The organism is Paraniabella aurantiaca (assembly GCF_050309965.1).
Classification (GTDB): domain Bacteria; phylum Bacteroidota; class Bacteroidia; order Chitinophagales; family Chitinophagaceae; genus Niabella.
The window spans coordinates 468,204-482,073 of the sequence record NZ_JBLOSY010000003.1 but is presented as its reverse complement, the minus strand read 5'-3'; the positions used below and the strand labels follow the sequence as shown (position 1 = coordinate 482,073).

The following is a 13,870-nucleotide window of genomic DNA, read 5'->3' as shown; positions in this document are numbered from 1 at the left end:
TAAATGCCCCAAAAGTCTACTATACAACATTTGCGGTTTGGGTTTTCACTGTTCCTCATGCCTGTATTTTGGTTTGCTTTGAGCCAGGCTCCGGTAATCGATTGGGCTAATGCCAGCCTGATCTTCATCATACTTCATTTATTGGTATATCCATCCAGTAATGGATATAATTCGTATATGGATAAAGATACAGGTAGTATCGGGGGAATAGAAAAGCCGTTACCGGTTCACAAAGAACTATTTTATGTAAGTGTGGCAATGGATATGCTTGCATTGTTGCTGTCCTCTCTGCTGGGATGGGCGATTTTGGTGGGGGTTGGTGTATATATTATTGCTTCGAGGTTATATAGCTACCGCGGTGTGAGACTAAAACAATACCCGGTTGCAGGTTACCTGACGGTGATCATTTGCCAGGGAGCGTTGGTGTACTTTATTGTGAGCAATAGTGTGAGTGATGTATTGGTGTGGAAAGAAGAGTGGTTACCCGCTATTGTTACTTCCCTCCTCATCGGGGGTACTTATCCTTTAACCCAGGTATATCAACATCGACAGGACCTGGAGGACGGAGTAATTACGCTGAGCTATAAACTGGGAGTAAGAGGCACTTTTATTTTTTGTGGTATCATTCTTTTTGTAGCATTATTATTGCTAACTCTTTACTTTATAAGAGTGAACCAGTGGTGGTCTCTGGTGGCTTACGGATTAGCGATGTTACCGGTTGCCTTTTATTTTACCAGCTGGTTTTTAAAAGTGGAAAGGGACCCGGGCAGTGCCAATTTCAAAAACCTGATGAAGATGAATTATTTGGCTTCGGTTTGCAGCAGTATTGCTTTCATTGGCATATTAATTATCAACAGAACAGGATAAACGATAGTGGTGTTTGAGGAGTGTAGTGATTGTAGTTTTAACAACTATTTACTCTTCACTCATTACCTGGGAAATTAAACATGAGTAAAATTACGTCTATTGCAACAGCAGTGCCGGTATACCAGCAAAGCCAGATGCAGATATATGATGCCGTACGTGCCGTGCATGCCGGCACTGAGGAGGAAGCAAGAGTATTGCGGTTTATGTATAAATCTAGCGGTATAGAAACCCGTTACGCGGCGGTTCCGGATTTTAACCTGGAGAATGGCCGCAACGAAATTCTACATATTGACGGTGCAGATATTAATACAAGTGGACTTGAAGACCGGCTAAAAATATATGATAAAGCAGCGCTTGATCTTTCCATTGATGTGATCAGGAAATGTTTGCACGAGTATATGAACCCTTCGGACATTACCCACCTGATTACAGTTAGCTGTACCGGTATGCAGGCGCCCGGACTGGATCTTTCTATTGTAAAGGAGCTGAAACTGTGTCCCAATATTTATAGAACCTCAGTAAATTTTATGGGCTGTTATGCGGCCATTCATGGATTAAAGCATGCCCATTATATCGCAGAGAAGGAGCCGGATGCCAAAGTATTGGTGGTTTGTGTGGAGTTGTGCACTTTGCATTTCCAAAAAGACAGATCCATCGACAACATAACCAGCACCGTCATATTTGGTGATGGTGCCGCAGCTGTATTGGTAGAAAATTCAGGGAGTAAAAGAGCCGGCTGGGAGTTGAAAAAATTTTACAGTGAGATCAACTTCGAAGGCATCGATGATATGGCCTGGAAGATCTCGAAAGATGGCTTCTTGATGACACTTACCAACAAAGTGCCTGAGATTCTTGAAAAGAAATGCAAAGACATTATGGACCATGCGCTGCAATATTATGGTATCACATCTGAAGCTGTAGATAGCTGGTGCGTTCACCCGGGCGGTAAAAAAATATTGGAAGCAGTAGAGCGGGGATCTTCCGTTACCCGCGAGCAATTGCAGGAGAGTTATGCTGTTTTGAAGGAATACGGCAATATGAGCAGCCCTACCGTATTGTTTGTGCTGGAAAAGATTTTAAGAAGGGCTGAACAAAATGGCTCCGTTAAAAATATAGTAGGAATGGCTTTTGGTCCGGGGCTTACATTAGAAACATTTCATTTAGCCAATGCCTGATTTTTCAACAAGAAGTAGTGAAAAGGAACTGCTGGATGATCCCCTGATTCCTTTTAAAGATATCAGGCAAAATATGCAGGAGCTGAATACTATTAATACCTTATTAGGGGGACATGCTATTACTAAAAGAGGGTTTAGAAAGATACTGGGCACCCGCCAGGAAGTCAGTATTTGTGAAATAGGCTGTGGCGGTGGCGACAATTTATTTGCGATTGATCAGTGGTGTAAAAGAGCGGGGGTGAAAGCAAAGCTTACAGGCATCGACATTAATGCACATTGTGTTGAATTTGCCAAAGACCGATATAGAGATATTGGGATTGAATTTATTTGCAGCGATTATAAAGCCAGCGCTGTTTACCCGGATGTAATATTCAGCTCTTTATTTTGTCACCACTTTACCAATGAAGAACTTGTTTCGATGTTGCAATGGATGCAGCAACATAGTAAGGCCGGCTTCTTTATTAATGATCTTCATCGTCACCCCCTGGCCTGGTGGAGTATTACGGGATTAACTAAAGTTTTTTCGCGTTCTTACCTGGTTAAGAATGATGCGCCTTTATCCGTACTAAGGGGCTTTAAAAAAAAGGAATGGCGGCAGTTATTGCGAAAGGCCGGGGTTGAAGCAGATATTAATTGGCAATGGGCATTCAGGTATTTGATCGTGTATAAAAAATGAACGGTTATGACTACGATATAGGAATTGTAGGAGGTGGCTTAGCCGGGTTGACAGCAGCTATCCAGCTAAGAAAAAAGGGCTATACCGTTTCGTTATGGGAAAAAAATAAGTATCCTTTTCACCGGGTTTGCGGAGAGTATATCAGTAAGGAAAGTTGGGACTATTTGCAGCGTTGCGGCATTGATTTGCCGGCTTTGCAATTACCGGAGATCAATAAACTGGAGGTGAGTTCGCCCGGAGGTTCTGTGTTAAAAGCAAAACTAGACCTGGGTGGTTTTGGCATCAGCCGGTATTGGCTAGACTATTTGTTGTACGAAGAGGCGAGAAAGCTGGGAGTGGCTGTATTTGACGGATGTAAGGTGGAACAGCTGTTCCACAGGCACGACAGCTTTGAAATACTTGCCGGGAATCACTCCTTTAAAGTAAAGCTGGCACTGGGGAGCTTTGGAAAACGAAGCAATATAGATGTGAAATGGCAGCGGAAGTTTGTGGTACAAAAACCTAATACGCTCAATAATTATATCGGTGTAAAGTATCATATTAAAGCCGATCTTCCCGATGACACTATTGCGCTTCATAATTTTAAGGGCGGATATTGTGGTGTGTCGAAAGTGGAAGCAGATCAATATTGTCTTTGTTATCTTACTACTGCTTCTAATTTGCAGGCGGCAAGAGGTATTAAAGAAATGGAAGAGCGTATTTTGTTTCGTAATTTTTATTTGCGAAAAATATTCGAACAAAGCGCGTTTGTTTTTTCAGACCCTGTTACCATTTCGCAAATTTCTTTTAATAGAAAGGAGCTTGTATACAACAATATTCCCCTGGTGGGTGATGCCTGCGGGATGATCACACCTTTATGCGGCAATGGCATGAGCATGGCTATGCATAGCGGAAAAATTTTTACGGACCTGGCTAATGATTTTTTGCAACAGCGAATTTCTTTCGACGGCATGTTAGGCCGATACGAACGGATATGGAACAACCAATTTTCAGCACGCTTGCGCGTAGGCCGTATGGTTCAGGCTAATTTTGGCAAAGAATGGCAAACCAATTTATTTGTTAATACGCTTAAACGTTTGCCGGGGCTAACGAATCGGATCATCAAAGCAACACATGGACAGCCTTTTTAGAAGTATTGAGAGACGGCGTCAGTATATTGTATTCACCCGTGAGCGAAGCCTATTGCAATAGCATCCACTATTTTACTGATCACTCATTGCTTGTTAGTCACCCCTAATATTGTCCTGTGCTCAGCATCACCAGTGTGCAGGCTTCTATTGTTTGTATGCCCTGCTGTTCAGCTTTATGTGCTAATGTATAGTTTTCGGCTCCCGGGTTAAAGATGATTCTTTTAGGCTTGAGTGACAAAATATAATCTTCATATTCTTTTTGATTGTACTCATTCATGTACATGGTTACCGTATCGATATCTTCTTCTTCAGGTTTTGCTTTATGAATGACCACATCGCCTACCTGTCCTTCGCGGCGACCGATAGCCACCACATCATAACCACTGGCACGTAACCTTCTCAGGGCCATATTGCCATAGCGTGAAGTATTTTCCGATGCGCCCAGAACCAATGTTTTTTTATTTGCCATATATAGAATATTAATGGTTGAATACTGTGCTCGTGTTTATTGTTACAATATTAATGCCATTGGGCATTACTTATTTAAAACAAAAAAGCCACAATGTAATAACACTGTGGCTTATATAAAGTTTCAGATCCTGTTAAACCAGCATACGCAATGGCTCTTCCAGGAAGCTCTTTAATGTTTGAAGGAAAGCTGCTCCTACTGCACCATCTGCCACGCGGTGGTCACAGGTAAGTGTTACTTTCATGATATTCCCGATAGTAATCTGTCCGTTTCTAACCACAGGCACCTGACTAATAGCACCTACAGCGAGAATGCAGGAAGCAGGAGGGTTGATAATAGCAGTGAATTCTTCAATGCCAAACATACCCAGGTTGGAGATAGTGAAGGTATTGCCTTCCCACTCTGCCGGTGCCAGTTTCTTTGATTTGGCACGCCCTGCAAGGTCTTTAACCTCGCCGGCAATCTGCGACAAAGATTTAGTATCGGCAAAGCGAACTACCGGTACCAATAAGCCCTGGTCTACTGCTACTGCAACACCAATATCTACATGATGGTTAACACGGATGGTATCACCCTGCCAGCTGCTGTTAATATCCGGGTGTTGTTTTAAAGCAAGCGCTGCAGCTTTAATTACCAGGTCATTAAACGATATTTTATTAGGAGATACTTCGTTGATCTGCGCGCGGCTGGCAACTGCCTTGTCCATGTTGATTTCCATGGTCAGGTAAATTTCTGGAGCCGAGAACTTCACTTCAGAAAGACGTCTGGCGATTGTTTTTCTCATTTGAGAAACAGGAACATCTTCAAAAGAAACCTGGCCGGTAATTGCAGAACCTGAAGACGCCGGTGCCTGGGTTGCAGGTGTTTCCTGCGCTGCTGGCTTAGCCGCCGATGGTTTATAGTTGTCTATATCTGATTTGGTAATTCTTCCACCATCTCCCGAGCCTTGCACACTTCCCAGGTTGATACCTTTTTCAGCAGCCAGCTTTTTGGCGAGTGGAGAAGCTTTGATACGACCATTTTCACCGGTAGCAGCCGGAGGCGCTGCTGACGCTTCAGGAGCAGCCTCTTTCGTTTCAGCAACGGCTTCTTCTTTTGCCTCAGCTTTAGGAGCAGGAGCTGCGCCACCACCTTTTACAGCTGCAACAATTTCGTCTACATTTACTTTTCCTTCTTCACCGATAATGCAAAGCAGCTCGTTAACCTGTATTTTATCGCCGGCTTTCGCACCCTGATATAATAATTTGCCGTTTTTATAGCTTTCCAGCTCCATAGTGGCTTTATCAGTCTCTATTTCGGCCAGCAAATCACCTTTTTTTACATCATCGCCAATATTTTTGGCCCAGCTGGCAATTACACCTTCTGTCATGGTATCACTCAGGCGGGGCATTAATACTACCTCCTCCAGCTTCGATACATCTATCGTTGATCCTGAAGGAGCTGCTTCCGTTTTTTCTTCAACTTTAGCTGCTTCTTTAGCAGGTTCTTCTTTTGTTTCTTCTTTAGGTTGAGCGCTTCCGCCAGATTTTCCGTTCACCAGCCCCGAAATATCCTCACCTGCATCACCCACAATTACCATTAGGTCATCTACCTGCAGCTTTCCGCCGGTATCCGCACCCAGGTACAAAATGGTTCCATCTTTATAGCTTTCTAACTCCATTGTGGCTTTATCGGTTTCAATTTCAGCCAGCAAATCTCCTTTTTTTACACTATCGCCTACTTTTTTATGCCAGGCAGCAATCACCCCTTCAGTCATTGTATCACTCAATCGGGGCATTAAAATTTTATCAGCCATGTATATAAAATATTTCGCCCGAAATTAGTGAATTATAGTGAATGGGCAATAGTGAAATGTCTGCCGCTGCAGATTCTACCATTTATAAATAGAATAGTAAAAAAACACAGGAAAGCGGCAAAAAATTACCGGTTCCTGTGTTCCTTATCAGCAAAATATGCCTTTATATCGATATTGATTCAAAAGTCACTGACTTGGAGCGCTAGCGACCCAACTCCAGCTTGAGCTTATCCTTTAATTGTTGAACTAAAGGATATTTAGCGATCATTTTCTGGTATTGTTCCACTACAGATAGTGGACGCTCTATCACTTCCTGCTGTACCGGCTGGCGGTTCGCATCAATGAGGTTAAAAAGCTGTAACTGGGTATTCTGCAATTCTGTCTTTAAAAACTCAGCCGCTTCATTTTTAGTGATTTCTACAAACCGGTTTTCCAGCGGGTTGGAAGTATACACATTAAAAGAATTGGCATCCAGGATTTCAACGGTAGCCAATGAAAAACTCTGCGCGGCAGGGTTGCGGTTGTCTCTTAATAGTTGTGTAAATTTCTGCCATGCTGCTATAAGCGTAGCTTCTTGCAGCGGCTGATCTTCTTTTTCCGGTTCGATTTGCTTGAATTGCTGCCTGAGCTTTTCCAGGCTGCTCAATTTTTTCCCGGCTGTAGGCGTTGGAGAAGACTGGCTGACCGCTGCTGCCTGCGAGGGCTCGGTTATCTTCGTTACCGGTTGCTGCGTTACCACAGGCGGTTCATTAGCGATCGTCAATTTGGCCGCTGCCGGAGCCACCTGCTGAGCTTTAGCGGGTTTTTCTCTTAAAAGTATGGGCTGAATCTGCCTGAAAGCCAACGCACCTTTTGACTCAACTAGTTTTTTTTTTGATACTGAATTTTCATCCAGTGAAAGTTGCATGGCTTGTTGCAGGTAACATAGTTTAATTAGCGTAAGCTCTACATGCAATCTTTTATTACGTGCCGAACGATAATTGATCTCCGACTCGTTTAAAATATTTAAAGCGCTAATTAATAGCGGCGTAGGCACTTGTTGGGCTATATTAAGATACTTTTCTCTGAAACTTTCAACGGTATCCAGTAAAGCCACCACCTTCTCGTCCTTGCTTACCAGCAGGTTACGAATAAAAGCCGCCATCCCGTTCAATACCAGGTCGCCCTCAAAACCTTTGCGGTTAATATCATCAAACAAAAGCATGGCGCTGGCCAGATCCTGCTGCTGCATATAGTCCATTAACCGGAAATAATAATCCTCATCCAGTATATTCAGGTGTTCCAGTGTGCTGTTGTAGCTTATTTCGCCATTACTGAAGCTTACAATTTTATCCATGATGCTCAATGCATCGCGCATACAGCCTTCGCTTTTTTGTGCAATTAATTGTAAAGAAGCTTTATCTGCGTTAACACCTTCCTTTGTGCAAATGCCTTCCAGGTGTTCAACGGTATCATTGGTAGTAATGCGTTTGAAGTCGAATATTTGACAACGGCTTAATATAGTAGGAAGAATTTTATGTTTTTCGGTGGTAGCCAATATAAAAATGGCGTAGGAGGGGGGTTCTTCCAGCGTTTTAAGAAAAGCGTTGAAGGCCGCCGAGCTCAGCATGTGTACCTCATCTATAATGTATACTTTGTATTTACCGGCCTGCGGGGCAAAACGCACCTGGTCTACCAATGTGCGGATATCATCCACCGAGTTATTGCTGGCAGCATCCAATTCATGGATGTTCAATGAACTGCCATGATTAAACGATACACAGGACGTACACTCGTTACAGGCTTCTCCATCGGGAGTCGCATTTTCGCAGTTGATGGTTTTTGCCAGTATACGGGCACAGGTAGTTTTACCTACTCCCCTGGGACCACAAAACAGGAAAGCATGCGCCAGCTGGTTTTGCTTTATCGCATTCTTTAATGTAGTGGTGATATGCCCCTGGCCTACAACGGTATCGAAGTTCTGGGGCCTGTACTTGCGTGCCGAAACAATAAATTTATCCATGATTACTCCTCGTGACAAAAGTAACGTATTGCGGCCTGATTTGTTGGGGATGTGGTAGCTATGTGGAAAATTGGTGATTGCGGGTACCTTAAAAAAAAATTAAAAATCTGGAGTTTATAAATAACTAGTTTCAAATTGGTTGGATTATGAACCTTTGGGCTTTAACAAAAAGAACAGCCGTATTGGTACGGGGTTTGTTTAAACAAGTGTGAATTTATTTTTTTAATCAAATCCCAATCTTATGAAATCAATTTTGAAAATGCTTGGTGTGGTGCTTTTTGCATCCTTTGTGTTAACAGCTTGTAGTAAGGACGATGATCCGGCCGACAACCGCTTTTTTGTAGGTACTTATAATGGAAAAGTTACTTATAAGGGCGCTGGTGATGACGTTTCCAATACGAATGGTTCGGTTACGGTAGTAAAAGGAGGATCTGCAACTACCTATAATTTTAAGTTTTCTGATGGTATACCCGATATTAATAATGTCGAATTCAGGCAGAGCGGTGATAATACCTGGGTTAGTACAGGTGAATTAGCAGGCTTGATCAATGTTACCAATAACAGGTTAGTTATTGGTGTTACCAAAAATGGTAATACATGGACAGCCGATTGTAACAGGTAGAAACTTTAATATTTTAAAAAGCCCGTGACTTTTAAATCACGGGCTTTTGCTATAACTACAATCCTACTTATTCGTCCATAGGGTCCATTTTTTATCAAACTTGTACCATTTACCATCACTACCTTCCCATTTCCATTCAGGTACTTCACTCCATTTGGTTCCGTCAGTGCTCCACACCAACTTGCCTTCATGTATTTTTAACCATTTGCCGTCTTTATCCGTCCAGCTTTGACTCTCTACTTCCGCCCATTTAGTTCCATCTGTACTCCACCATAGTTTGGCAGATTTATCCAGTTTATACCAATAGGTTTTACCTTCAATAGAACCTGCCCATGTTTGGGTTTTTGATTTTACCCAATCTGCTTTTACCTCGTAAGAAACAGGGCTTGTGTAAACGTCAGCTGCCTGCGCGCTAGCAGCCCAGCCGCTGCAAATAGTGAATGCTAAAAGTATTTTTTTCATTATGTGATTTTTAAAAGCTTAATGATGTATTTTTTATTATAACCTGAAAGCAGGTTTAAGAAACAGGTTGGCAATAGTAACTACATTGGCTGTTGCCAGTGGCTCGTCGAAGCTCTCCGCTGCTGCAGCTTGTGTAACCCCAGCAGCTATATTGGTAATAGGCACGTTGGCCTGCGTCGTATTTTGTTCGCCTGCATAAACCGCATCAGCAGGTGCAACGCCTGTATCATTGCCATTAGCGGTGTAAGTGATCCATGGCTTGATGGTTAAACCGGCTCCTGCCGCCATCTGGCGTAAATGAGAGGCGTGGCGGGCTTCTACTGCATGTATCTGAAGCGCTGCTGTTAATACTACCTGGTTTCCTTTCAGAAATCCTGCCTGACCTTTATAAGCGCGCACTCCTGTGTCTTCAAATGCTGTGGCAACTTTAAGGAAGGTAGCATAGTTGGTATACACATCTGCAAAGGTTCCGCCAGAGTTGTAGCTGTTATCTGCATTATAAGTACCTCCTGCTCTGAAGTCGAAGTTGGTATAGGCGAGTTCAGGGCGTGCGGCACTACCTAATACTGCTTTTAAAAAATCGACATGGGCTTTTTCATGATCGCGAATAGTAGTGATGGCCTGTAGCGCCGCAGTACTGGGGAAATTAAAAGTAACATCCTTTACCGACGAAGCAGGATCTTTACCCACAACGGTATGGTTGTAAAAATGGTACTCCAGGTATTCCAATGTCAGTGCAAAGTTTAGTACATCGTTTACGCTTCTGGTACCAGATTGCCCATAAGCTTTTGTGAACATAGAGCTTAATGCAAGCGGCAGCGCTGCCATGGAAATTTTTCGGCCGACATTATAAAAGTCTTTCATAACGCGTCTGCGGGGGCTCAGCCTGTCGTAGATATCTTCATCTACTTTTTCAATTTCGTTTAATATATTGAGGATATTCATGATTATAATGTTTTAGGGTTAGAATACGTTTTTAACATCGATCTTGGTTTTGATAAAAGTGGCCGCAATAGGAAGCACTTTGCTGGGAGGTAGTGCTGCGTCAAGACCCTTTGAGTTGTCTGCGCCCAAAGCACTTAAACTACTAAGGTCAGAGAAAGAACCATTCGATATCTGGTCTCTGATCCATGCTGCATGCCTTGCCTCAACAGAAACGATCTGGCCTGCGATTACCAGGTAAGCTTCCGTCATAATTTTATAGCCTGCGCCGTTATAAGCTGCCACTCCCAGGTCCTCAAATGCTTTGGCAGTAGCTAACACGCTGTCTTTGCTGGTGAAGTTTATTGACGAAAAATCTACCTCCAGGTTTCCGATAGCATTACTGCCTAATGCCTTTTTAAAGAATTCACGGTGTGCAATTTCATGGAGCTTGATATCATTAAAAAAAGCATTTTGAGAGGCGCTGAATACGGACGATGATTTCGCTACTACTTCGGTATAGAAGGCAGCCTCCAGCTGTTCCAGTGCATAGGCATAGTTTAAAATCCCAACATCATCTTTAAAGTCAAGCGTTTCTGCCCCGCTATTATTATTGTTATTCCTGAATTGGTCGTACCAGTCGTTGTGACCACAGGAGCTAAGTACGGCTGCACCTGCAGTTCCCATTCCTAATGCAGAAAGGAATTTTCTTCTGTTATATCCTTCTTTGACGGCGCTCGTGCCAGAAGTAGAAAGGTTTTCTTGTTCTGATTTCATAATATTTGATTTTTGATTGGAGATTGGTTTGGGTACTTACAGGTGCCCTTTCATAATTAAATACGAGATGCGATGAAAAGCGGATTCTCTTTTTTAAGAAATATTTGAGAAGGATGGTGAACAGGGAGCAGGAGTGATAAAGTTGGGCTGGCAGGAAGTGGCAAGTAAAAGAAAAATATGAGCCGGCGTTAGGTATTGGTGTACCGGCCTTGTAAGAAAATAAAAAGGGGCTGCCCAAACCTGCAGCCCCAATACTGATATGTCACTCTTACCATGACAATATTATCTACGGAAAATAAAAGGAGACGGATTCGGGAAAATTAAATTTTGCCCATCACATATAACTGTTCCAGGTTAGGAGTGGGGCTTCCTCCTTCATTTTCGAGTGTAATGGCGAATGCCTGGGCGTTTTGAATATTTTTCAGTTTACAAACAGTATTGCAATTTCCCAGTACGCCGGCATCTATAGGCTTGCCATCCATTAAAGCCCACAGTTGATATTGCTTACCTTTGGGGGCCTGTGGCAGGGCTTTGGCAACCAGGTAAACATCTTTGTTGTTCTTGTTCCAATATACCACTGCCTGGCTGGATTCTTTGCCCGCTACACCGCTCAAGGCCACCTTTATCATATCGGGGCCTGTGATGAGTTGCATATTTTTGTCCAGCTCAGTCAGCCTGGTTTGAATGGTATTATTATTAGCGTAGAGCTGGTCACGCTGCAAAGCTAACTGGCGATTTTCGGCTTCGAGATTTTTATATTTGTTATAAGTGTAAATATTAAATACGGCGCTGATCACAAAAAGGATTACAGAGGCAGCGGCCAGGTATTTAATAAACGGCGTTTTACCACCGCTTTCAAGTTGTACGATTTTTGGATCCTCGGTTATCTGTACATTATTTACATCCTGCTTCAAGCCCAGCTGATCAAATAAATTAGCCTTTATATCAGGAGTCACAGGTACTGCATTGTTTGTAGCAGATCTTTCCAGCTCCTGCTCGAACGCACTTATCGCTTGTTCTATCTCAGGGTGCTGCATACGAAGTTGTTCCAGCTCGGCAATTTCCTCTGTATCTGCCAGGCCTAACACATAACTTTCGATTATGCCACTTTGTATGTACTCCTTTATGTTCATGTATTACTGATCCTGCTTCTTAATTCAATTAAAGCTTTACGCAACCTTGTTTTTACCGTTCCTAAAGGTATACCGGTTGTTTCGGCAATATCATTTTGGGTAAACCCGTCGAAGTAGCACATTTCCACCACCGTTTTATATTCGTCCCTCAGGCTGTTCACCACCTTTCGCAGACCAATAGCGTCAATATTTAAGATATTGTCCGCAACTATATCGTTATTCCTGTCGGTAAGCTCCACATTCTGCCTTGAGTTTTTCCAGTCCTTACTTCTCAGGGTATCTATAGCGGTGTTGCGAACTATAGACGACATCCAGGTAAACAGCCGGCCACGTATGCTATCAAAAGTACTGGCCTGGTTCCATATTTTTACGAAACTGTCCTGCAAAACACTGTTGGCTAACTGCTCATCGGGTATAAAGCTACGCACAATGCTATTCAATGCAGCGGCATAGTTATCGTACAGATAACTGAAAGCATTAGCATCACGTTGTTTTAATAACGCAACCAACTCCTGTTCCGTATATTTTTGTATGGCTTTCAATAGAGGAATTTCACATCAGTTCCATAGATACGAAAATTATACCAATAGGGTTTTACTTTTTTAAATATTTTTTTTGAAAGCACTGCTAATTTAAAATGGGGTGGGCTTTGAACTCCTTTTCCCTGTCGAACTGGTATCTGTAAGTGGTAAGCACCCGGCTTCTGTGGGTACCCAGGGATTCGGCCACATTAATCATCTTAGGGTTGAACTCACCAATCCACTGCATCTCGAAATTTTCGTAAATAGGCTTGCCCAGCTCATACTTCCCATTTTCAATTTTTAAATTTTGGATCAGGCGGCATCCTTCAATGATCATGTAAGCGTCAACACCTTTTCCCTGGAACTCCGGTACAATCCCAAAAACAAGGCCTACAAATTTGTCACAGGGCTTTGTTTTCTTGTACCATAAAAATTTCAGCTTATCTAATAACCCAAATTTACCGTTCAGGTATTTGAACCATTGGTTTAAATCGGGAAGGTTCACCCAAATGCCGATGGGCTCATTTTTATAGTAAATAATCCAGTTTACCCGCTCATCCATAACTGCCTTCATCGATTGAAACATTTTTAACACATTTCTTTCATCGAGTTGTTTCAATCCGCCATGCCCCGCCCAGGCTTTATTATAGGCTATGGTAAAGTCTTTGGCATACTTAGGCAGGTTATTGATTTTAATATTGTCAGAGGTGTAATTGGGGTCTTTATCCAAAGCTGCGTGTCGCTCATAAAATTTCTCCTGTATACGGCGACCTACATTAAGACTAAAGCATATCTGGTTAAAAAATGGCTGAAAGCCATAACCTTCCAGCAGGTCTTTATAATATGCGGGGTTGTAATTCATGCGATACAAAGGCGGCTCAAATCCTTTTACCAGTAAGCCCCACCAGGTGTCACGTTCTCCAAAATTAATCGGTCCATCCATCGCTGTCATGCCTTTTTCAGTGAGCCAGTTTTTTGCAGCATCCAGCAACAGGTTGGCTGCAGCCTGGTCGTTGATACAGTCGAAAAATCCCATACCGCCAACAGGCCCGTCGTCGCCTTTCGATTTATATTTCTTGTTAACAAAAGCAGCAATACGGCCAATAAGTTGTCCCTGTTTATTTCTTAATACCCAGCGGATAGCTTCCCCAGACCGGAAAGTTTTATTTTTCTCTTTGTCAAAAACCTCGTTAACATCTTTATCCAACGGACGTATATAATTCGGATCGCTTTGATTGATCAAAACATTTACGTTAATAAAGTCCCTGGCAAGCGCGGGGGTATTGACTTCAATAAGATTCATGCTACAAAAATAGGCGG

At 42.7% G+C, this 13,870-nt stretch carries 14 protein-coding genes; 5 read left to right on the top strand and 9 right to left on the bottom strand.

The genetic code is table 11. The features are described 5' to 3' along the window. The first annotated feature begins 57 nt into the window (after positions 1–57). The 4 genes from ACLOAU_RS25365 (at position 58) to ACLOAU_RS25350 (ending at position 3,848) form a co-directional block, all read left to right on the top strand. Complete coding sequence (locus ACLOAU_RS25365) at positions 58–867, top strand: UbiA family prenyltransferase (protein WP_427864712.1); 810 nt, start codon at positions 58–60, stop codon at positions 865–867. An 80-nt stretch (positions 868–947) separates the two neighbouring features. After that, a complete protein-coding gene (locus tag ACLOAU_RS25360) occupies positions 948–2,042 on the top strand; it encodes a type III polyketide synthase (RefSeq protein ID WP_427864711.1) in 1,095 nt (364 codons plus the stop codon). After that, a complete protein-coding gene (locus ACLOAU_RS25355) occupies positions 2,035–2,718 on the top strand; it encodes a methyltransferase domain-containing protein (RefSeq protein WP_427864710.1) in 684 nt (227 codons plus the stop codon). The genes ACLOAU_RS25360 and ACLOAU_RS25355 overlap by 8 nt, the downstream gene beginning before the upstream one ends. Then, positions 2,715–3,848, top strand: coding sequence for an NAD(P)/FAD-dependent oxidoreductase (locus ACLOAU_RS25350; RefSeq protein ID WP_427864709.1), 1,134 nt, complete (start codon positions 2,715–2,717; stop codon positions 3,846–3,848). The genes ACLOAU_RS25355 and ACLOAU_RS25350 overlap by 4 nt, the downstream gene beginning before the upstream one ends. 103 nt (positions 3,849–3,951) lie before the next feature. Here the strand turns inward: ACLOAU_RS25350 and ACLOAU_RS25345 are convergent, their stop codons facing one another. The 3 genes from ACLOAU_RS25345 to ACLOAU_RS25335 form a co-directional block, all read right to left on the bottom strand. Beyond that, complete coding sequence (locus ACLOAU_RS25345; protein ID WP_427864708.1) at positions 3,952–4,317, bottom strand: CoA-binding protein; 366 nt, start codon at positions 4,315–4,317, stop codon at positions 3,952–3,954. Between the two features lie 133 nt (positions 4,318–4,450). Further along, positions 4,451–6,112, bottom strand: coding sequence for a pyruvate dehydrogenase complex dihydrolipoamide acetyltransferase (locus ACLOAU_RS25340; protein WP_427864707.1), 1,662 nt, complete (start codon positions 6,110–6,112; stop codon positions 4,451–4,453). Between the two features lie 202 nt (positions 6,113–6,314). Then, entirely contained in the window at positions 6,315–8,114 is a 1,800-nt protein-coding gene (locus ACLOAU_RS25335) for a DNA polymerase III subunit gamma/tau (protein WP_427864706.1), read from the bottom strand. A 241-nt stretch (positions 8,115–8,355) separates the two neighbouring features. Between ACLOAU_RS25335 and ACLOAU_RS25330 the strand changes: the two genes are divergently transcribed. Further along, the gene (locus ACLOAU_RS25330) at positions 8,356–8,736 is read left to right on the top strand and encodes a hypothetical protein (RefSeq protein WP_427864705.1); all 381 of its coding nucleotides are present in this window, start codon (positions 8,356–8,358) and stop codon (positions 8,734–8,736) included. A 63-nt stretch (positions 8,737–8,799) separates the two neighbouring features. Here the strand turns inward: ACLOAU_RS25330 and ACLOAU_RS25325 are convergent, their stop codons facing one another. The 6 genes from ACLOAU_RS25325 to ACLOAU_RS25300 all read right to left on the bottom strand — a co-directional run bounded on the left by ACLOAU_RS25325 (position 8,800) and on the right by ACLOAU_RS25300 (position 13,853). Continuing rightward, positions 8,800–9,198, bottom strand: a complete 399-nt coding sequence (locus ACLOAU_RS25325; RefSeq protein WP_427864704.1) for a hypothetical protein — start codon at positions 9,196–9,198, stop codon at positions 8,800–8,802. A gap of 36 nt (positions 9,199–9,234) precedes the next feature. Continuing rightward, on the bottom strand, positions 9,235–10,143 hold the full coding sequence (locus tag ACLOAU_RS25320) for a ferritin-like domain-containing protein (RefSeq protein ID WP_427864703.1): 909 nt from the start codon (positions 10,141–10,143) through the stop codon (positions 9,235–9,237). A gap of 18 nt (positions 10,144–10,161) precedes the next feature. Then, positions 10,162–10,896 carry a ferritin-like domain-containing protein gene (locus ACLOAU_RS25315; RefSeq protein WP_427864702.1) on the bottom strand — a complete coding sequence of 245 codons (735 nt, stop codon included), beginning with the start codon at positions 10,894–10,896 and terminating at the stop codon, positions 10,162–10,164. Between the two features lie 320 nt (positions 10,897–11,216). Further along, the gene (locus ACLOAU_RS25310; protein ID WP_427864701.1) at positions 11,217–12,029 is read right to left on the bottom strand and encodes an anti-sigma factor; all 813 of its coding nucleotides are present in this window, start codon (positions 12,027–12,029) and stop codon (positions 11,217–11,219) included. Next, positions 12,026–12,571, bottom strand: a complete 546-nt coding sequence (locus tag ACLOAU_RS25305; RefSeq protein WP_427864700.1) for an RNA polymerase sigma factor — start codon at positions 12,569–12,571, stop codon at positions 12,026–12,028. The genes ACLOAU_RS25310 and ACLOAU_RS25305 overlap by 4 nt, the downstream gene beginning before the upstream one ends. An 85-nt stretch (positions 12,572–12,656) precedes the next feature. Further along, entirely contained in the window at positions 12,657–13,853 is a 1,197-nt protein-coding gene (locus ACLOAU_RS25300) for a hypothetical protein (RefSeq protein WP_427864699.1), read from the bottom strand. Positions 13,854–13,870: the final 17 nt, after the last annotated feature.